Source organism: Rathayibacter sp. AY2B3 (genome assembly GCF_002931755.1).
In the GTDB taxonomy this organism is placed as follows: Bacteria; Actinomycetota; Actinomycetes; order Actinomycetales; family Microbacteriaceae; genus Rathayibacter.
In genome coordinates this window covers 20356-38067 of the sequence record NZ_PSUG01000008.1, presented here as the reverse complement: position 1 = coordinate 38067, position 17712 = coordinate 20356, and the positions used below count along the sequence as shown (strand labels likewise).

Here is a 17712-nt window from a genome sequence, read left to right as displayed (position 1 = left end):
GCGTAGACTGGGGCGGCCATGATCCAGACTCTCGACCTCCGCGGCCGTCGTCCCTCCTCCGCCGAGCTCCTCGCCCTCGTACCCCGCAATCCGGGCACGTCGGCCGCCGTCGGGCCCGTCGTCGCCGAGCTGATCGCCGACGTCCGCGAACGCGGCGCGGAGGCGCTCCTCGACCAGGCGGAGCGGCTGGACGGCGTGCGCCCCCCGCACCTCCGAGTGCCCGCCGAGCAGATCGCCGAGGCTCTCGACCGCCTCGACCCGGCCATCCGCGGCGCACTCGAGGAGGCGATCGCGCGCGTCCGCCTCGCCAGCGCCGCGCAGATCCCCCCGCCCCGCACCACCGAACTCGACGACGGCGCCACGGTCACCCAGCGCTGGCAGCCCGTCGCCCGCGCCGGCCTCTACGTCCCGGGCGGCAAGGCGGTCTACCCGTCGAGCGTCGTCATGAACGCCGTGCCCGCGCAGGCCGCCGGAGTCGCCTCCATCGCCCTGGTCTCGCCTCCTCAGAAGGCGTTCGGCGGCTCCGTGCACCCCACGATCCTCGCGGCCGCCGCGCTGCTCGGCATCGACGAGGTCTACGCGGTCGGAGGCGCCGGAGCCGTCGCCGCACTGGCCTACGGCGTCGACTCGATCGGGCTGGACCCCGTCAGCATCATCACCGGACCGGGAAACGTCTGGGTCACCACCGCGAAGCGCCAGGTGCTCGGCCAGGTCGGCATCGACTCGGAGGCGGGCCCGACCGAGATCCTCGTGATCGCCGACGACTCCGCCGACCCGCGCCTGGTCGCCGCAGACCTGGTCAGCCAGGCCGAGCACGACGAGGCCGCCTCCGCGGTCCTGGTCACCGACAGCGCCGAGCTCGCCGCCGCGGTCGAGCGCGAGGTCGCGGTGCAGGCCGCCGCCACCCACCACGCGGAGCGCGTGGCGATCGCGCTCGACGGCCCGCAGTCCGCGCTCGTGATCGTCGACGACCTCGAGCTCGCCTGCGCGTTCAGCGACGCCTACGGCCCCGAGCACCTCGAGCTGCACACGGCCGACCCCGTCGCGACGGCCGAGCGGATCCACGACGCCGGCGCGATCTTCCTCGGCCCGACCACCCCGGTGAGCCTGGGCGACTACCTCGCCGGCTCCAACCACGTGCTCCCGACGCTGGGGCAGGCGCGCTTCTCCTCCGGGCTCGGCGCCTACACCTTCCTCCGGCCGCAGCAGCTGATCTCGTACGACCGCGGTGCGCTCGAGCGCGTCGCCCCGCACATCCGCGCTCTCAGCGACGCCGAGGCGCTGCCCGCCCACGGCGACGCCGTCGACGCCCGCTTCGCCTGAGACCGAGAGGCCCTCGATGTTCTGCCCCTTCTGCCGGCACCCCGACTCCCGAGTGATCGACTCGCGCACGAGCGACGACGGCCTCTCGATCCGCCGCCGCCGACAGTGCCCGTCGTGCGGCCGGCGCTTCTCGACGACCGAGACGGCGAGCCTCGTCGTGATCAAGCGCAGCGGAGTCGTGGAGCCCTTCAGCCGCGAGAAGATCGTCAGCGGCGTCCGGAAGGCCTGCCAGGGCCGGCCCGTCACCGACACCGATCTGGCCGTGCTCGCGCAGCGGGTGGAGGAGAGCATCCGCTCCACGGGCGCCTCGCAGATCGACGCGAACGACATCGGGCTCGCCATCCTGCCGCCGCTGCGCGAGCTCGACGAGGTCGCCTACCTCCGCTTCGCGAGCGTCTACCAGGCGTTCGACTCGCTGGACGACTTCGAGTCGGCGATCACCCTGCTCCGCGCCGAGCGCACCTCCGTGCCCCACAGCGCCGACGAGATCTGAGGCCCGGGTGTACCCGCTCCTGTTCCGCACCGTCCTGCGCCGCCTCGACCCGGAGCGGGCGCACCACCTGAGCTTCCCGGTGATCCGGGCCCTCGGCGCCCTCGCGCCGGTCCTGCGCCGGGCCACCGTTCCGCGCGGAACGCCTGCGGTCGAGACGCTCGGGCTCCGCTTCGAGACCCCGTTCGGCGTCGCGGCCGGCTTCGACAAGGACGCCACCGCGGTCCTGGGCTTCGGCGCGCTCGGCTTCGGACACGTCGAGGTCGGGACCCTGACCGCTCGGGCGCAGCCCGGCAACGACCGGCCGCGCCTCTTCCGGCTGATCGCGGACCGCGCCGTCGTCAACAGGATGGGCTTCAACAACCACGGTGCCGAGGCCGCGGCGCAGCGGCTGATCCGGCTGCGCAGCGCGCGCCGCCGCCCCGTGATCGGCGTGAACATCGGCAAGAGCCGGGTGGTCGAGGTGGACGACGCGATCGAGGACTACCTGATCAGCACGCGCCTGCTCGCGCCGCTCGCCGACTACCTCGTCGTGAACGTCAGCTCGCCGAACACCCCCGGGCTCCGCGGTCTGCAGGAGATCGACCGCCTCGAGCCGCTCCTCGCGGCCGTCAAGGACGCGGCCGACACGACGCCCCTGCTGGTGAAGATCGCCCCCGACCTCTCCGACGACGAGGTCGGCCGCGTCGCCGAGCTCGCCGTCCGCCTGGGGCTGGACGGGATCATCGCGACCAACACGACGCTCTCGCGGGAGGGCCTCTCGACCGGTCGTGCCGTGGTCGAGGCGGCCGGAGCCGGCGGCCTCTCCGGAGCTCCGCTGGCCGCGCGCTCGCTCGAGGTGCTCCGCGTGATCCGGGGCGTCGTCCCCGCGGCCTTCTGCGTGGTCTCCGTCGGAGGAGTGGAGACGGCGGACGACGTGCGCGAGCGCCTCGACGCGGGTGCCACCCTCGTGCAGGGCTACACCGCCTTCATCTACCGCGGGCCTCTGTGGGCTCGGGCGATCAACCGGGGACTGGCCCGCGCCTCCTGACCGGCCGCGCACGACGAAGGGCCCCCGGAGCCGCGCGAGGCGCGGCCACAGGGGCCCTTCGTGGTCCGCCGTCCGACTACTCGGGGAAGGCGCGGCGCTTGACCTGGGGCTTCGGCAGGCGCATGACGCGCAGCTGGAGGGCGCGCATCGCGGCGTACCAGCGGATGCCCTTCTCGACCTTGTCGGCGCCGTAGCGCTCGGCGAGCTTCCGGCGCATGCGCATGCCGAGGAGGATGCAGTCGATCACCGCGAGGAGGAAGAACACCCAGAGGATGACGAGCGTCGCGTACTGCAGCTCCGGCTGCGGGAAGAAGCTCAGCAGCAGGACGACGACCATCACCGGGATGAGGAACTCGCCGAGGCTGAAGCGCGCGTCGACCCAGTCGCGCACGAACTTGCGCTGGGGACCCTTGTCGCGCAGGGGCAGGTAGCGCTGGTCGCCGGCGGCGAGGCCGATGCGGGCCTGCTCGCGCGACACGGCGGCCTTCTCGCGGGCGTCGCGGGCGGCCTGCTTGCGGTCGGTGACGACCAGCGGACGCTTGCGGGCCAGCTCCTGCTCGCGCCGGGTCGGCGTCGGCCGGCCCTTCCCGGAGCCGGGGGAGCCGGCGTCGTCGGGCGTGTCGGTTGCGATCGGGTGCTTGGCCACGGGGAACGTCCTTGGAATCGGGGGTCTCTTAAGATTACCTCCATGGCTCACGACGCTCCGACTCCGCCCGCACTCTCCTCCGACGAGGAGGCCGTCCTCGCCGCCGTCCGCGACGATCTGCCGCGCTCGCTCGCCCAGCTCGGGCAGCTCGTGCGGATCCCGTCCGTCTCGTGGGACGGCTTCGACGCCACCCGCGTGGCCGCGAGTGCCGAGGCCATCGCCGAGCTCGCCCGCGAGACGGGCGTCTTCGACGACGTCGCGATCCACAGCGCCACGATCGACGGGACCGACGTGCTCGGCCAGCCGGCCGTCCTGGCCACCCGCGCCGCCCGGAACGGAGCGCCGACCGTCCTCCTCTACGCCCACCACGACGTGCAGCCGCAGGGCGCGGAGTCGGCGTGGGAGACGCCTCCGTTCGAGCCGACCGTGCGCGGCGACCGCCTGTACGGGCGCGGCGCCGCCGACGACAAGGCCGGAGTCGTCTCCCACCTCGCCGCGGTGCGCGCACTGCGCGAGATCGCGGGCGAGGACCACGACCTCGGGCTGGTCCTCTTCATCGAGGGGGAGGAGGAGTTCGGGTCGCGCTCGTTCCCCACCTTCCTCCGCGAGCACCACGACGCGCTCCGGGCGGACGCGATCATCGTCGCCGACAGCGACAACTGGGACGTCGACACGCCCGCGCTGACGGTGGGCCTGCGCGGCAACGTCACCTTCACCCTCACCGTCAGCACCCTCGCGCACGCCTCGCACTCGGGCATGCTGGGCGGGGCGGTCCCGGACGCGATGCTCGCGGCGGTCCGCCTCCTCGCGACGCTCTGGAACGAGGACGGCTCGGTCGCCGTCGCCGGCCTCACGGAGCACGACGGGGCGGTCCCCGAGACGACCGAGGAGGACCTCCGCCGCGACTCCGGGCTGCTCGACGGGGTCTCGCCGATCGGCACCGGCGCGATCCTCTCGCGCCTGTGGTCGAAGCCGGCCGTCACGGTCACCGGGATCGACGCGCCCAGCGTCGTCGACGCCTCCAACACCCTCGTCCCGTCCGTTCGCGTGAAGATCAGCGCCCGCATCGCCCCCGGCCAGGACGCGGAGGAGGCTTTCGCCGCGATCGAGAGCCACCTGCGCGCGAACTCCCCGTTCGGCGCTCACCTCGCGATCGAGGACGTCGACACCGGCAGCCCCTTCCTGGTCGACGCGACCGGCTGGGCCGTGGACCTGGTGAAGGGCGCGATGGCGGACGCCTGGGGACGCGAGCCCCTCGAGACCGGGATCGGCGGGAGCATCCCGTTCATCGCCGACCTCGTGCGCGAGTTCCCCGAGGCGCAGATCCTCGTCACCGGTGTCGAGGACCCCGACTCGCGCGCGCACAGCCCCAACGAGTCGCTGCACCTGGGCGTCTTCAAGCGCGCCGCGCAGACCGAGGCCCTCTTCCTGCTCCGCGCCGCCGCTCACCGCGACTGACCACGGGTCGTGGAATACCCCGGTGACCATCCGGGTTGCAGCCGTAGAATCCCGGTAGGCACGACGACCGTTCCGCCCGTCCCCTGAGGAGTGACATGTCAGACACACTGACCGACCAGACGGCGACCCCCCTCGCCACCCCGTCCAGCGCGGCCCACGGCGTCTCGATGACCCCGACCGCTGCCGCCAAGGTCAAGAGCCTGCTCGAGCAGGAGGGCCGCGACGACCTGCGCCTGCGCGTCGCCGTGCAGCCCGGAGGCTGCTCCGGCCTCATCTACCAGCTCTACTTCGACGAGCGCACCCTCGACGGCGACGCCGCGGTGGAGTTCGAGGGCGTCGGCCTGGTCGTCGACAAGATGAGCGTCCCCTACCTCGACGGCGCCTCGATCGACTTCGAGGACACCATCCAGAAGCAGGGCTTCACCATCGACAACCCCAACGCGGGCGGCAGCTGCGCCTGCGGCGACAGCTTCCACTGACACCGCGCGGTCCCGGGCCGCAGCGCGTCCGAACGGCGTCCGACAGTCCACTCCGGTGGCCCGTCGGGCGCCGTTCGTCGTGACTGCACCACTCGGCCGGGACGTCAAGAGCGGGTCGTCGTGCACCGGGCCGCCGGAGCGGAAGGGTAGGCTGGAGCCGGTCTAATACAGTTTCGTGTGAACTGGTCCCCAGTCTTCCGAAAGGTCACCGGTGCGCTTCAATCGCCGAATCCGCAGATGGGTCGCTGCCCCCGTCGCAGGAGCCCTCGCCCTCGTCCTCGCGGGCTGCACGCAAGAGCAGCTCCAGGGCTGGCTCCCCACCGAACCCGGCACGACGAACCACGTCGACCGCGTCATCGGACTCTGGGTCACCTCCTGGATCGTCCTGCTCGCCGTCGGCGTCGTCACGTGGGGTCTCACCATCTGGGCGGTGGTCGTCTACCGCCGTCGCAAGGGGCAGACCGGCCTGCCGGTCCAGCTGCGCTACAACATGCCGATCGAGATCTTCTACACGATCGTTCCGCTGATCCTCGTGATCGGCTTCTTCGCCTTCACCGCGCGCGACCAGGCCGCCATCGAGCAGCCCTACGACGACCCGGACGAGACCATCCAGGTGTACGGCAAGCAGTGGGCGTGGGACTTCAACTACGTCGACGAGGACGTCTACTCCGCCGGCATCCAGGGCCAGTACCAGGAGGGCGGAGACGCGGCCGGCTCGCTCGTCGAGTCCGAGATCCCCACGCTCTACCTGCCCGTCGGACAGAAGATCAAGATCCAGCTCGACGCGCGCGACGTGATCCACTCCTTCTGGGTCGTCGACTTCCTCTACAAGAAGGACATGATCCCCGGCAAGACGAACTACATGTACGTCACGCCGCTCAAGGAGGGGACCTACGCCGGCAAGTGCGCCGAGCTCTGCGGCGAGTACCACTCCGCGATGCTCTTCAACGTCAAGGTCGTCTCGCAGGGCGAGTACGACGACTACATCCAGTCGCTGCGCGACGCGGGCCAGACCGGTCAGCTCGGCGCGGAGTACAACCGCAATTCGAACCTTCCCGGAACCGGCGCGCCGGCCCGCGAGAACGAGGAGTAAGGGAGCATGAGCACCGCCACGGCACCCCGCCCGACGCGCACCGCCGGCATTCCGCCGGTCCAGCGCAAGGCGAACGTCCTCGTCCGCTGGATGACGTCGACCGACCACAAGGTCATCGGGTACATGTACCTGATCACGTCCTTCATCTACTTCTGCATCGCCGGCGTGATGGCCCTGGTCATCCGCGCCCAGCTGTTCGAGCCCGGCCTGAACGTGGTCGAGACCCGCGAGCAGTACAACCAGCTGTTCACGATGCACGGCACGATCATGCTGCTGATGTTCGCGACGCCGCTCTTCGCGGGGTTCGCGAACGTCCTGATGCCGCTGCAGATCGGCGCTCCCGACGTCGCGTTCCCCCGCCTCAACGCCTTCGCGTACTGGCTCTACAGCTTCGGCTCGCTCATCGCGGTCGCCGGATTCGTCACCCCGCAGGGCGCGGCGTCGTTCGGCTGGTTCGCGTACGCGCCACTGTCGAGCACGACCTTCTCACCAGGGCTCGGCGGCAATCTCTGGGTCTTCGGCCTCGCGCTCTCGGGCTTCGGCACGATCCTCGGCGCGGTGAACTTCATCACGACGATCATCACGATGCGCGCCCCCGGCATGACGATGTTCCGCATGCCGATCTTCACCTGGAACATCCTGGTGACGTCGATCCTCGTGCTGCTCGCGTTCCCGGTGCTCGCCGCCGCGATGTTCGCCCTCGGCGCCGACCGCGTGTTCGACGCCCACATCTACGACGCGGCCAACGGCGGCGTCCTGCTCTGGCAGCACCTGTTCTGGTTCTTCGGCCACCCCGAGGTGTACATCATCGCGCTGCCGTTCTTCGGCATCGTGTCCGAGGTCTTCCCGGTCTTCAGTCGCAAGCCGATCTTCGGCTACAAGACGCTGATCTACGCGACCATCGCGATCGCCGCCCTGTCCGTGACGGTGTGGGCCCACCACATGTACGTCACGGGATCGGTCCTGCTGCCGTTCTTCTCGCTGATGACGATGCTCATCGCGGTCCCGACCGGCGTGAAGATCTTCAACTGGGTCGGCACCATGTGGCGCGGATCGGTGACCTTCGAGACCCCGATGATCTGGGCGATCGGCTTCCTGATCACCTTCACGTTCGGTGGACTCACCGGCGTCATCCTCGCGTCGCCCCCGCTCGACTTCCACGTCTCCGACTCGTACTTCGTGGTCGCGCACTTCCACTACGTCGTCTTCGGGACCGTCGTCTTCGCGATGTTCTCGGGCTTCTACTTCTGGTGGCCCAAGTGGACCGGCAAGATGCTGAACGAGACGCTGGGCAAGTGGCACTTCTGGCTGCTGTTCATCGGCTTCCACACCACCTTCCTCATCCAGCACTGGCTGGGCGTCGTCGGCATGCCGCGCCGCTACGCCAGCTACCTGCCCGAGGACGGCTTCACCTGGATGAACCAGGTGTCGACGGTCGGAGCGATGATCCTCGCGGTGTCGCTGATCCCGTTCTTCCTGAACGTGTACATCACGGCCCGCAAGGCGCCCAAGGTGACGGTGAACGACCCGTGGGGCTTCTCCCGGTCGCTCGAGTGGGCCACCTCGTGCCCGCCGCCCCGCCACAACTTCACCTCGATCCCGCGCATCCGCAGCGAGGCCCCGGCGTTCGACCTCAACCACCCCGAGGCCGGCATCCCCGTCGGAATCGGTCCGGCGAAGGACGCTCCGGACGCCCCCACGTACGACAAGTCCGAAGGCACGGTGAAGTAGGGCCATGCGCGCCAACGTCAATCTCTTCTGGCTCCTCGCGGGCTTCTTCCTCCTCGCCGACATCACGTACATCGTGTGGTCGCTGCTCGACACGGGCCAGGTGGAATGGGTCGGCACCGTCGGCATCGGCCTGTCGTCCGTCCTGGGCGCGTTCATCGCGTTCTACGTCGGCCGCGTCCACAAGGCGCAGGGTGCCGAGCTCCCCGAGGACCGCCTCGACGCGGACATCGACGACGGAGATCCCGAGCTCGGCTTCTTCAGCCCCTGGAGCTGGTGGCCGCTCATCCTGGGCGGTTCCGCCGCCCTGGGGTTCCTCGGCCTGGCCGTCGGGTTCTGGATCACCTACATCGCCGTCGGGCTCTTCCTGGTCGCCATCGCCGGCTGGGTGTACGAGTACTACCGCGGATACTTCGCCCGCTAGGGCGTACCGCACGGCTGAGGGCCGGGTGCACGAGGGCGGACGCTCCGGGCACCCGGCCCTCTCGTGTGCCCGGGGGAGGGCGAGGTGCCGGCTCGGAGGTGGAGGGGGGCCGCCTCGGTGTCTCGACCGGCGGAGGAGCATCCGTCGGGCCGACGCATGCGTCACCATGCCTCCTCCCGATCCAGCGTCCGGGGAGGGCCAGGGATCGGATCCGACCGGGCAGGCGCTGAGGCCGTCGTCGGGTGTCGGGCGGTCCGGCGCTCGGAGGACGACGCCGGAGTCGCACGAGCCCGCACGGATCGTCCTCGGTGCCCGGGTGGGACCTGTCGGTGGCGGCCGGAACCTGCTCGCGCGCGTCCGTGAGGGCCGCCTCGGTCGGAGGGTCTGGTCTCGGCGGCCGTGTGGCGTCTCCTGCGCGAGACCAGCCCACCACGCGGCACGAGGCCTCATGCACAGGACGAGACCCTCTGACGCATCAACGAGGCCCTCGGCGGGGGTACGTGGCCGTCCTCGGTGTCACAGCGGTGCACGTGTCACCACGAGCTCTCTTCAGGGGCGACGAGCCCTCCGATGTGGGGAGGGCCCTTCCGCGCGACTCCAGGCCCCTCCGCAGCACGAGCGCGTCCTGAGAGGCTGGAGGCGCTCCGTCGACCGCTGGTGACGCCCCTGTTATGGCAGGAGGTCCGCTCGAGCGGCACGACTGGTTCCTGCGTGACGTCCGGTGTGCGTGCACTCGTCACCTGCCCCTTCCGCGTGGATGCCGTGTCCGGTCGTCAGGGGATGTACGAGTCGCTGTGCCACGGACGACTCCGGGCGCAGAGCTCCCGTGCGTCGACAGGGCCGCGGGCTTCGAGCACGGGATCGTCGTCGGCGGCCGAGCACGGCGGGACGGGACCGGTTCGACTGTCCAGAAGTTGTCGCACTCGACGCCGAGTGCGACAACTTCTGGAGGGTCGAGCGGGTGGGCGGCGTCGAGGCGCCGGCGCGACCTCCCGCGGGAACGACGAAGGGCCCGGACGAATGAACGTCCGGGCCCTTCGGGGGAGGGTCAGTGCTCGCTGTGCGAGCTCTCGAGCTCCTTCTGGGTGACGGGGGTGATCCGGTCCTCGAAGAACCAGCGGGAGAGGCCGGCGCGGACGCGCTGCGGGGCGGTGATGCGGCCACGCGAGTCCGGACGGATCATCAGCGGCTCGTACTCGTCCTGACCGACGAGCTTCCAGCGCTCGTACTCGTCGAGCTGCTGGTGCACCTCGATGAACTCGCCGCCGGGGAGGCGGACGATGCGGCCCGACTCGAAGCCGTGCAGCGCGATCTCGCGGTCCTTCTTCTGCAGCGCCAGGCAGATGCGCTTGGTGATGAAGTACGCGATGAACGGACCCGCGATGAGCAGGAACTGCAGGCCGTGGATCACACCCTCCATCGTGAGGTGGAAGTGCGTCGCGATGAGGTCGGACGACGCGGCAGCCCAGAGGACGGCGTAGAAGCTGACTCCGGCGGCGCCGATCGCGGTGCGGGTCGCGGCGTTGCGCGGGCGGTCGAGCAGGTGGTGCTCGCGCTTGTCACCGGTGATCCACGCCTCGAGGAACGGGTAGAGCATGACCACGGCGATGAACAGTCCGAGACCGACGAGCGGGATCAGGATGTTGAACGACAGGGTTCCGATGCCCGGGATGGCCCACTCGAGTCCCGGCGGGACGAGGCGCAGGGCGCCGTCGGCGAAGCCGATGTACCAGTCGGGCTGGGTTCCCGCGGAGACGGGCGAGGGGTCGTACGGGCCGTAGTTCCAGATCGGGTTGATCGTGAACAGCGAGGCGATGAGGACGACGACGCCGAAGACGATGAAGAAGAATCCACCGGCCTTCGCGGCGTAGACCGGCAGCACCGGGTAGCCGACGACGTTCTGCTCGGTCTTGCCCGCACCGGGGAACTGGGTGTGCTTGTGGACGACCACGAACACGAGGTGCAGGGCGATGAACGCGAGCACCAGCGCCGGCAGCAGCAGGATGTGCAGCGTGTAGAGGCGGCCGACGATGTCGGTTCCCGGGAACTCGCCGCCGAAGAGCAGGAACGAGATCCAGGTGCCGACGATCGGGATGCCCTTGACCATGCCGTCGATGATGCGGAGGCCGTTGCCCGAGAGCAGATCGTCGGGGAGGGAGTAGCCGGTGAAGCCCTCGGCCATCGCGAGGATGAAGAGGACGAAGCCGATGACCCAGTTGAGCTCGCGGGGCTTGCGGAACGCACCGGTGAAGAAGATGCGCAGCATGTGCAGGCCGATCGAGGCCACGAACAGCAGCGCCGCCCAGTGGTGGATCTGCCGCATCAGCAGGCCGCCGCGGATGTCGAAGGAGATGTCGAGCGAGGACGACATCGCCGCCGACATCTCGATGCCCTTGAGGGGGAGGTAGCTGCCCTCGTAATGGGTCTCGACCATCGAGGCCTGGAAGAAGAAGGTGAGGAAGGTGCCCGACAGCAGGATGATGACGAAGCTGTAGAGCGCGACCTCGCCGAGCAGGAAGGACCAGTGGTCGGGGAAGATCTTGCGACCGAACTCCTTGACGACCGCGGAGATGCTCGTGCGCTCGTCGATGTAGTTCGACGCCGCTCCGACGTACCCCTTCTGGAACTTGCCGGATCCGAGGATGACGCCGTCCTCGGGCTCCGCGGGGGAGCTGGAGGGGCGTGAGGGGGTGGTGGTGGACATGTGAGTCATCGCTCCCAGAAGGACGGTCCGACGGGCTCCGTGAAGTCGCTTCTGGCGATCAGGTAACCCTCGGCGTCGACGGTGATGGGGAGCTGCGGAAGCGGACGCTTCGCCGGGCCGAAGATGACGGCGGCCTCGCGCGTGATGTCGAATTGCGACTGGTGGCACGGGCACAGCAGGTGGTGGGTCTGCTGCTCGTACAGCGCCACAGGGCAGCCGACGTGCGTGCAGATCTTGGAGTAGGCGACGATTCCGTCGTAGTTCCAGGTCTCGCGACCCTCACTGACGATGAGGTCCTCGGGCTTCAGGCGCATCAGGAGGACGGCGGCCTTGGCCTTCTCCTCCAGCTTGCCCTCGGCGTCGTTGAGGCCCTCGGGGATGACGTGGAAGGCGGATCCGAGGGTGACGTCCGATGCGAGGATCGGCGCTCCCGACGGGTCCAGGGTGAGCCTCGTGCCCTCTTCCCACAGCGTGGTCTTGAGGAGGGCGACGGGGTTCTGGTCCTGCGGGCCGAGGCCCCGGAACAGGATCACGGCGGGCAGGGGGAACACGACGAGGGAGGCGATCAGGCTGTTCCGGACGAGGGAGCGGCGGCCGAAGCCGGACTCCTTGTCGGACTGGTCGAAGATCTCGAGCGCACGGGCGCGGGTGGGCTCCGCGCTGCGGACGGGGTGGCGGATGTCGATGCCCTCGTGGTCCGACATCAGCTGCTTGCCCCAGTGGACGGCGGCGATGCCGATGCCCAGGAGCGCGAGGGACATGCCCAGGCCGATGAACAGCGTGTTCAGCCGGACCGACGCGACGTCCTCGGTGATCGGGAACGCCATGTAGGCGGCGACCGCGAAGATCGAGCCCGCGAAGGAGAGGTAGAAGAGCGTGTACACCGTGCGCTCGGCACGCTTCTCGACCTTGGGGTCGAGGTCGGTCATCCGGGAGCGGTGCGGCGGGAGGCCCGGGTCCTGGACGCGGTCCCGCGTCACGACCGCGGTGCCGGCCGGAGCCGTTCCGTGCCCGGTGGCCGACGAGGTGGCGAGGTCCGTGCCACCCTCATCGTGCTCTGCCATGGTTCTCCTTTTCACGCCGTGTCGGCACCAGTCGGTGCCGTGGGTCAGTCGCGCCCGTCAGGGCGCTGCAGTCGTCTAGTTGGATCGGGCGGTGATCCACACCGTCAGGGCCACGATCGCGCCGAGGCCGAAGATCCAGAGGAACAGGCCCTCCGCGACCGGCCCGAGGGAGCCGAGCGCGAATCCGCCCGGGGACGGGTTGGCCTCGATGTACTTGAGGTACGAGATGATGTCGCGCTTGTCCTCGGGCGAGATGTTCAGGTCGTTGAAGACCGGCATGTTCTGCGGGCCGGTGACCATCGCCTCGTAGATGTGAGCCTCGGTCACGCCGCCCAGCGGGGGAGCGAACTTCCCCTCGGTGAGCGCGCCGCCGGCTCCGGCGACGTTGTGGCACATGGCGCAGTTGATGCGGAACAGCTCGGCGCCGTTCGCGGCGTCGCCCTGTCCGTCGAGGACCTCGCCCTCGGGGATCGCGGGGCCGGGGGCCAGCGACGCGACGTAGGCGGCGAGCTCGCCGACCTGCTCGTCGGTGAACTGGACCGGCTTCTCGAGCGCCTGGGGGCCGTGCATCTGCATCGGCATGCGGCCGGTGCCGACCTGGAAGTCGACCGACGCCGCGCCCACTCCGATGAGGGAGGGAGCGTTGTCGGTGCCCGCGGCGTCGAGTCCGTGGCAGGTGGCGCAGTTCGCGGCGAAGAGCTTCGAGCCCTCGTCGATCGTCTGCTGGCTGGTGGACGACGTCTCCGCGGAGGCGGACGTCGCGACGCCGACCGCGGCGTAGGTCCCGCCGGTGAGCCCGAGGCCGATGGCGATCAGGGCCAGGGTGGCGAGCGGGTGGCGGCGACCCTTCTTGGCTCGGCTCTTCGTCTTCGGGGAGGCCATCGAGGCGTCCTTCCTGCGGGGGTCGGGAGTGGAGTGGGGCATCGGCGGGCGCGTCACTTGAGGAAGTAGATGACGGCGAACAGGCCGACCCAGACGACGTCGACGAAGTGCCAGTAGTACGAGACGACGATGGCGCTCGTCGCCTCCTTGTGGCCGAAGTTCTTGACCGCGAAGCCGCGGCCGATGACGAGGAGGAACGCGATGAGGCCGCCGGTGACGTGCAGGGCGTGGAAGCCGGTCGTCAGGTAGAAGGCGGAGCCGTAGGCGTTGCTGGAGAGCGTGACGCCCTCGGAGACGAGGGTCGCGTACTCGAGCACCTGGCCGGAGACGAAGACCGCGCCCAGGGCGTAGGTGAGGAAGAACCACTCGACCATCCCCCACTTGAACGGGCTGAGGCCCGTCGCGCGCGGCTGCAGGCGCTCGGCGGCGAACACGCCGAACTGGCAGCTGAACGACGAGGCCACGAGGATCACCGTGTTCACGCCCGCGTAGGGGACGTTGAGGATCTGGGTCTCGGCGCCCCAGAGCTCGGGGGAGGTGCTGCGCAGGGTGAAGTAGATCGCGAAGAGGCCCGCGAAGAACATGACCTCGCTGCCCAGCCAGACGATCGTTCCGACCGCGACCGGGTTGGGTCGGTTCACTACGGGCGCGGTGGCCGTGGGGGAGAGAGAGGTGCTCGTCACACAGACCATTATGGCCGATGGCAGGGGAAGGAAGTCGCACTAGCCGGGAGGCGATCCTCGTCGCATAATCTGGGAGCCATGTCGGAAACCCTGTCCTGGCCGCACGTTCTCAGCGCACTCCTCGAGTCCTCCGATCTGAGCGTCTCCGAGGCGACGTGGGCCATGGAGCAGGTGATGGAGGGCGCGGCGACTCCGGCGCAGCTCGCGGGACTGCTGGTGGCCCTCCGGGCGAAGGGCGAGACGGTCGACGAGATCGTCGGCTTCCGCGACGCGATCCTCGACCACGCGGTGCCGCTGGACGTGGATCCGATGGCCCTGGACATCGTCGGGACGGGCGGGGACCGCTTCGGGACCGTCAACATCTCCTCCACCGCCTCGATCATCGCGGCCGCCGCCGGCACGCCCGTCGTGAAGCACGGCAACAAGGCCGCGTCCTCCTCCTCCGGCTCGTCCGACGTGCTCGCGGCACTCGGGGTCGACCTCTCCCTCTCTCCCGAGCGGGTGGCCGAGGTGTTCCGGCGGACGGGGATCGCCTTCGTCTTCGCGTCCCTCTTCCACCCCGGCTTCCGGCACGCCGGCCCGGTGCGCGCCGAGCTGGGCGTGCCGACGGTGTTCAACTTCCTCGGCCCGCTCTGCAACCCGGCGCGTCCCGAGGCGTCGGCGGTCGGTGTGGCGCACCTCGACCGGGTGCCGCTGGTCGTCGGTGTGTTCCAGACGCGCGGGGCGACGGCTCTGGTGTTCCGCGGGGACGACGGCCTCGACGAGCTCACGACCACGGGTCACAGCCACATCTGGGAGGTGTCGCGCGGCTCCGTGGTCGAGCACGACCTCGACCCGCGCGACCTGGGTCTGCCCCGGGCGCGCATCGACGAGCTGCGCGGCCGCGACGCCGCCTACAACGCGAGCGTGGTGCGCTCGGTGCTCGCGGGGGACGGCGGCCCCGTCCGCGACATCGTCCTCCTGAACGCGGCCGCGGGCCTCGCGGCGTTCGACCTGGCGCGCGACCCGGACCTGGTGCGCACGCCCATCCTGGAGCGCCTGCGGACGTCGATGGACCGCGCGGCGGAGGCCGTCGACTCCGGGGCCGCCACGGCCAAGCTCGAGGAGTGGGTCCGCGAGACGCAGCGCGCCGTCGTCCCGCTGCCGTAGGCGCGAGCGCAGGGCGTAACGTGGGGCTGCTGTCCGCGACGGTGCGGGCGGCGATCCACCACGCGCCGGATCGCCCGCAGGTCACGGGACGCCCGAGTGGTGGCCCGATCCTGGAGGAGACCTCGATGAAGAAGCTCATCAACGACCCGAAGAACGTCGTCATGGAGTCGGTGGCCGGTTTCGGCCTGGCGCACGCCGACCTGGTGCGGGTGGTGTCCGATCCCCTGTTCGTGGTGCGGGCCGATGCGCCCCGCTCGGGCAAGGTGGGCATCGTCAGCGGAGGCGGCAGCGGGCACGAGCCGCTGCACGCGGGCTTCGTCGGGTTCGGGATGCTGGACGCCGCCGTCCCCGGTCCCGTCTTCACCTCGCCCACGCCCGACCCGATCGTCGCGGCCACGCAGGCCGTCGACGGCGGCGCAGGGGTGCTGCACATCGTGAAGAACTACACGGGCGACGTCCTGAACTTCGAGACCGCGGCCGACCTCGCCGGCGCCGAGGGGATCGAGGTGCGCAGCGTGATCGTCGACGACGACGTCGCGGTGAAGGACTCGCTCTACACCGCGGGCCGTCGCGGCGTGGCCGGCACCGTGCTGGTCGAGCGGATCGCGGGCGCCGCTGCCGAGCGGGGCGACTCCCTCGACGAGGTCGCGACGATCGCAGAGACGGTGATCGCGAACGTGCGCTCGATGGGCGTCGCGCTCACGCCGTGCATCGTCCCGCACGCGGGCGAGCCGAGCTTCGAGCTGGGCGAGGACGAGATCGAGATCGGCATCGGCATCCACGGCGAGCCCGGCCGGGAGAAGATCGCGCTGGAGCCGGCCGACCGCATCGTCGACCGGATCCTGGGCCCGATCCTGGAGGACCTGCCGTTCTCCTCCGGGGACGACGTGCTCCTCCTCGTGAACGGCATGGGGGGCACGCCGCAGATCGAGCTGTACCTCGCCTACCGCCGCGCAGCCGAAGCGCTGGCCGAGAAGGGGATCACCGTCACGCGCAGCCTCGTCGGCAACTACACGACGTCGCTCGAGATGCAGGGCTTCTCGCTCACCGTCCTCAAGCTCGACGACGCCCTGACCGAGCTGTGGGACTCCCCGGTGCAGACCGCGGCGCTGCGGTGGGGACGCTGAGCGCCCGCGCGCACACCATGACCGGGACGACGGCCGCAGGAGCGGCGCACGAGGAGGAGACGACGATGCAGGACGCACAGGGAGCCGGGCTCGACGCGGCGTGGGCGACGGCGTGGATCCGCCGCGCCGCCGAGGCGATCGCGGAGCACCGGGTCGAGCTGATCACGCTCGACCGGGCGATCGGCGACGGGGACCACGGCGAGAACATGGACCGCGGCTTCCAGGCCGTGGTCGCGAAGCTGGACGCCGCGCCGGAGCAGGGGGTCCCGGCGGACGTGCTCAAGCTGGTCGCGACGACGCTCATCTCGACCGTCGGCGGCGCCTCGGGCCCGCTGTTCGGCACGGCGTTCCTGAAGGCCTCCGCCGCGGTCGCGGGCAGGGACGCGCTCGAGGGCGCGGACGTCGCAGCGCTCCTGGCCGCGGCGAGGGACGGCATCGTGCTCCGCGGCAAGGCCGAGGTGGGCGACAAGACGATGGTGGACGCGTGGACGCCGGCGGTCGACGCGGCGACGGCCGCCGCCGAGGAGGGAGCGGCGCCGGCCGACGTCCTCGCTGCGGCGGCGGAGGCGGCGCAGAGCGGAGCGGAGTCGACGGACCCGCTGGTCGCCCGCAAGGGACGCGCCAGCTACCTCGGAGAGCGCGCCATCGGGCACCGCGACCCCGGAAGCGTGTCGACCGTGCTCCTGCTCCGCGCGGCGGCCGAGGCGGCGGCGTGAGCGTCGGGCTGGTCCTGGTCTCGCACAGCGCGCGACTGGCGGAGGGGCTGGTCGAGCTCGCGGAGCAGATGGCGGCCTCGGTCGCGCTGGTCGCCGCGGGCGGGACGGACGACGGCGGCATCGGCACCAGCTTCGACCGCATCACGGCGGCCCTGACGGAGGCCGACTCCGGCGAGGGCGTCGTCGTCCTCTGTGACCTCGGCTCGGCGATCATGACGGCGGAGACCGCGGTGGAGTTCCTGGACGACGACGCGCGCGCCCGGGTCCGGATCGCCGACGCCCCGCTGGTGGAGGGGGCCGTCGCTGCCGCTGTCGCCGCGGGCACGGGGGCGTCGCTGGACGAGGTGCTCGCCGCCGCGGAGTCGGCCCGGGGCGAGGCGCCCGCTGCTCCCGACGAGGAGACCGCGCCCGATGACGAGCGCGTGCAGCGCCGTGTCCGCCTGATCAACCCGAACGGCCTGCACGCGCGTCCCGCGGCCGACTTCGTGACGCTCGCCGCCACCTTCGACGCCCGGATCGACGCGAACGGCAAGGACGCCACGAGCCTGCTCGGCGTGATGTCCCTGGGGCTCGACCGCGGGGACGAGGTCGTCCTCTCGGCGACGGGGCCGCAGGCCCGGGAGGCGGTCGGCCGCCTCGGCGATCTGGTCGAGTCGGGCTTCGGAGAGGTCTAGCGCGACGTCGACCGGTCCAGGGACCGCGGAGGCGCCTCCTCC

At 70.7% G+C, this 17712-nt stretch carries 17 protein-coding genes; 12 read left to right on the top strand and 5 right to left on the bottom strand.

Features of this window, described 5'->3' with window-relative positions; translation table 11 throughout:
• Positions 1–18: 18 nt before the first annotated feature.
• The 3 genes from hisD to C5C24_RS04140 are packed head-to-tail and all read left to right on the top strand — an operon-like array spanning position 19 to position 2843.
• Positions 19–1323: a histidinol dehydrogenase gene (gene hisD, locus C5C24_RS04150; RefSeq protein ID WP_104276436.1), complete on the top strand. Its 1305-nt coding sequence runs from the start codon at positions 19–21 to the stop codon at positions 1321–1323.
• A gap of 16 nt (positions 1324–1339) precedes the next feature.
• A complete protein-coding gene (gene nrdR, locus C5C24_RS04145; protein ID WP_104224657.1) occupies positions 1340–1816 on the top strand; it encodes a transcriptional regulator NrdR in 477 nt (158 codons plus the stop codon).
• A gap of 7 nt (positions 1817–1823) precedes the next feature.
• Positions 1824–2843, top strand: a complete 1020-nt coding sequence (locus C5C24_RS04140; RefSeq protein WP_104280672.1) for a quinone-dependent dihydroorotate dehydrogenase — start codon at positions 1824–1826, stop codon at positions 2841–2843.
• A 76-nt stretch (positions 2844–2919) separates the two neighbouring features.
• Here C5C24_RS04140 and C5C24_RS04135 read toward each other — a convergent pair whose 3' ends face one another.
• The gene (locus C5C24_RS04135) at positions 2920–3489 is read right to left on the bottom strand and encodes a DUF3043 domain-containing protein (RefSeq protein ID WP_181027102.1); all 570 of its coding nucleotides are present in this window, start codon (positions 3487–3489) and stop codon (positions 2920–2922) included.
• A 42-nt stretch (positions 3490–3531) separates the two neighbouring features.
• Here C5C24_RS04135 and C5C24_RS04130 point away from each other — a divergent pair, with 42 nt between their 5' ends.
• The 5 genes from C5C24_RS04130 to C5C24_RS04110 all read left to right on the top strand — a co-directional run bounded on the left by C5C24_RS04130 (position 3532) and on the right by C5C24_RS04110 (position 8671).
• Positions 3532–4947: a dipeptidase gene (locus tag C5C24_RS04130; protein WP_104304369.1), complete on the top strand. Its 1416-nt coding sequence runs from the start codon at positions 3532–3534 to the stop codon at positions 4945–4947.
• A 95-nt stretch (positions 4948–5042) separates the two neighbouring features.
• Positions 5043–5426: an iron-sulfur cluster insertion protein ErpA gene (erpA, locus tag C5C24_RS04125; protein ID WP_104276433.1), complete on the top strand. Its 384-nt coding sequence runs from the start codon at positions 5043–5045 to the stop codon at positions 5424–5426.
• Positions 5427–5637: 211 nt separating this feature from the next.
• On the top strand, positions 5638–6519 hold the full coding sequence (coxB, locus tag C5C24_RS04120) for a cytochrome c oxidase subunit II (protein WP_104224653.1): 882 nt from the start codon (positions 5638–5640) through the stop codon (positions 6517–6519).
• Positions 6520–6525: 6 nt separating this feature from the next.
• Positions 6526–8250, top strand: coding sequence for a cytochrome c oxidase subunit I (gene ctaD, locus C5C24_RS04115; RefSeq protein WP_104276432.1), 1725 nt, complete (start codon positions 6526–6528; stop codon positions 8248–8250).
• Positions 8251–8254: 4 nt separating this feature from the next.
• A complete protein-coding gene (locus C5C24_RS04110) occupies positions 8255–8671 on the top strand; it encodes a cytochrome c oxidase subunit 4 (protein ID WP_104276431.1) in 417 nt (138 codons plus the stop codon).
• A 1048-nt stretch (positions 8672–9719) separates the two neighbouring features.
• Here the strand turns inward: C5C24_RS04110 and C5C24_RS04105 are convergent.
• From C5C24_RS04105 to C5C24_RS04090, 4 genes are all read right to left on the bottom strand, one after another.
• A complete protein-coding gene (locus C5C24_RS04105) occupies positions 9720–11375 on the bottom strand; it encodes a ubiquinol-cytochrome c reductase cytochrome b subunit (RefSeq protein ID WP_104276430.1) in 1656 nt (551 codons plus the stop codon).
• Positions 11376–11380: 5 nt separating this feature from the next.
• Positions 11381–12439, bottom strand: a complete 1059-nt coding sequence (locus C5C24_RS04100) for a ubiquinol-cytochrome c reductase iron-sulfur subunit (RefSeq protein ID WP_104304368.1) — start codon at positions 12437–12439, stop codon at positions 11381–11383.
• A gap of 75 nt (positions 12440–12514) precedes the next feature.
• Positions 12515–13321: a c-type cytochrome gene (locus tag C5C24_RS04095; protein WP_104224648.1), complete on the bottom strand. Its 807-nt coding sequence runs from the start codon at positions 13319–13321 to the stop codon at positions 12515–12517.
• 53 nt (positions 13322–13374) lie between these two features.
• Positions 13375–14013, bottom strand: coding sequence for a heme-copper oxidase subunit III (locus tag C5C24_RS04090; protein ID WP_104224647.1), 639 nt, complete (start codon positions 14011–14013; stop codon positions 13375–13377).
• Positions 14014–14082: 69 nt separating this feature from the next.
• Here C5C24_RS04090 and trpD point away from each other — a divergent pair, with 69 nt between their 5' ends.
• From trpD to dhaM, 4 genes are all read left to right on the top strand, one after another.
• Positions 14083–15153, top strand: a complete 1071-nt coding sequence (trpD, locus tag C5C24_RS04085; RefSeq protein WP_104304367.1) for an anthranilate phosphoribosyltransferase — start codon at positions 14083–14085, stop codon at positions 15151–15153.
• A 125-nt stretch (positions 15154–15278) separates the two neighbouring features.
• Positions 15279–16280: a dihydroxyacetone kinase subunit DhaK gene (dhaK, locus tag C5C24_RS04080; RefSeq protein WP_104276428.1), complete on the top strand. Its 1002-nt coding sequence runs from the start codon at positions 15279–15281 to the stop codon at positions 16278–16280.
• 65 nt (positions 16281–16345) lie between these two features.
• A complete protein-coding gene (dhaL, locus tag C5C24_RS04075) occupies positions 16346–16996 on the top strand; it encodes a dihydroxyacetone kinase subunit DhaL (RefSeq protein WP_104280692.1) in 651 nt (216 codons plus the stop codon).
• The gene (dhaM, locus tag C5C24_RS04070) at positions 16993–17670 is read left to right on the top strand and encodes a dihydroxyacetone kinase phosphoryl donor subunit DhaM (protein WP_104276427.1); all 678 of its coding nucleotides are present in this window, start codon (positions 16993–16995) and stop codon (positions 17668–17670) included. Before dhaL ends, dhaM begins: the two co-directional genes overlap by 4 nt.
• Positions 17671–17712: the final 42 nt, after the last annotated feature.

Coding starts and splice junctions, on each gene's coding strand:
- dhaK (WP_104276428.1), top strand. CDS start 15,279: ATGAAGAAGCTCATCAACGACCCGAAGAACGTCGTCATGGAGTCGGTG.
- erpA (WP_104276433.1), top strand. CDS start 5,043: ATGTCAGACACACTGACCGACCAGACGGCGACCCCCCTCGCCACCCCG.
- nrdR (WP_104224657.1), top strand. CDS start 1,340: ATGTTCTGCCCCTTCTGCCGGCACCCCGACTCCCGAGTGATCGACTCG.
- hisD (WP_104276436.1), top strand. CDS start 19: ATGATCCAGACTCTCGACCTCCGCGGCCGTCGTCCCTCCTCCGCCGAG.
- trpD (WP_104304367.1), top strand. CDS start 14,083: ATGTCGGAAACCCTGTCCTGGCCGCACGTTCTCAGCGCACTCCTCGAG.
- C5C24_RS04090 (WP_104224647.1), bottom strand. CDS start 14,013: ATGGTCTGTGTGACGAGCACCTCTCTCTCCCCCACGGCCACCGCGCCC.
- C5C24_RS04100 (WP_104304368.1), bottom strand. CDS start 12,439: ATGGCAGAGCACGATGAGGGTGGCACGGACCTCGCCACCTCGTCGGCC.
- dhaL (WP_104280692.1), top strand. CDS start 16,346: ATGCAGGACGCACAGGGAGCCGGGCTCGACGCGGCGTGGGCGACGGCG.
- C5C24_RS04130 (WP_104304369.1), top strand. CDS start 3,532: ATGGCTCACGACGCTCCGACTCCGCCCGCACTCTCCTCCGACGAGGAG.
- C5C24_RS04110 (WP_104276431.1), top strand. CDS start 8,255: ATGCGCGCCAACGTCAATCTCTTCTGGCTCCTCGCGGGCTTCTTCCTC.
- ctaD (WP_104276432.1), top strand. CDS start 6,526: ATGAGCACCGCCACGGCACCCCGCCCGACGCGCACCGCCGGCATTCCG.
- C5C24_RS04095 (WP_104224648.1), bottom strand. CDS start 13,321: ATGGCCTCCCCGAAGACGAAGAGCCGAGCCAAGAAGGGTCGCCGCCAC.
- C5C24_RS04105 (WP_104276430.1), bottom strand. CDS start 11,375: ATGTCCACCACCACCCCCTCACGCCCCTCCAGCTCCCCCGCGGAGCCC.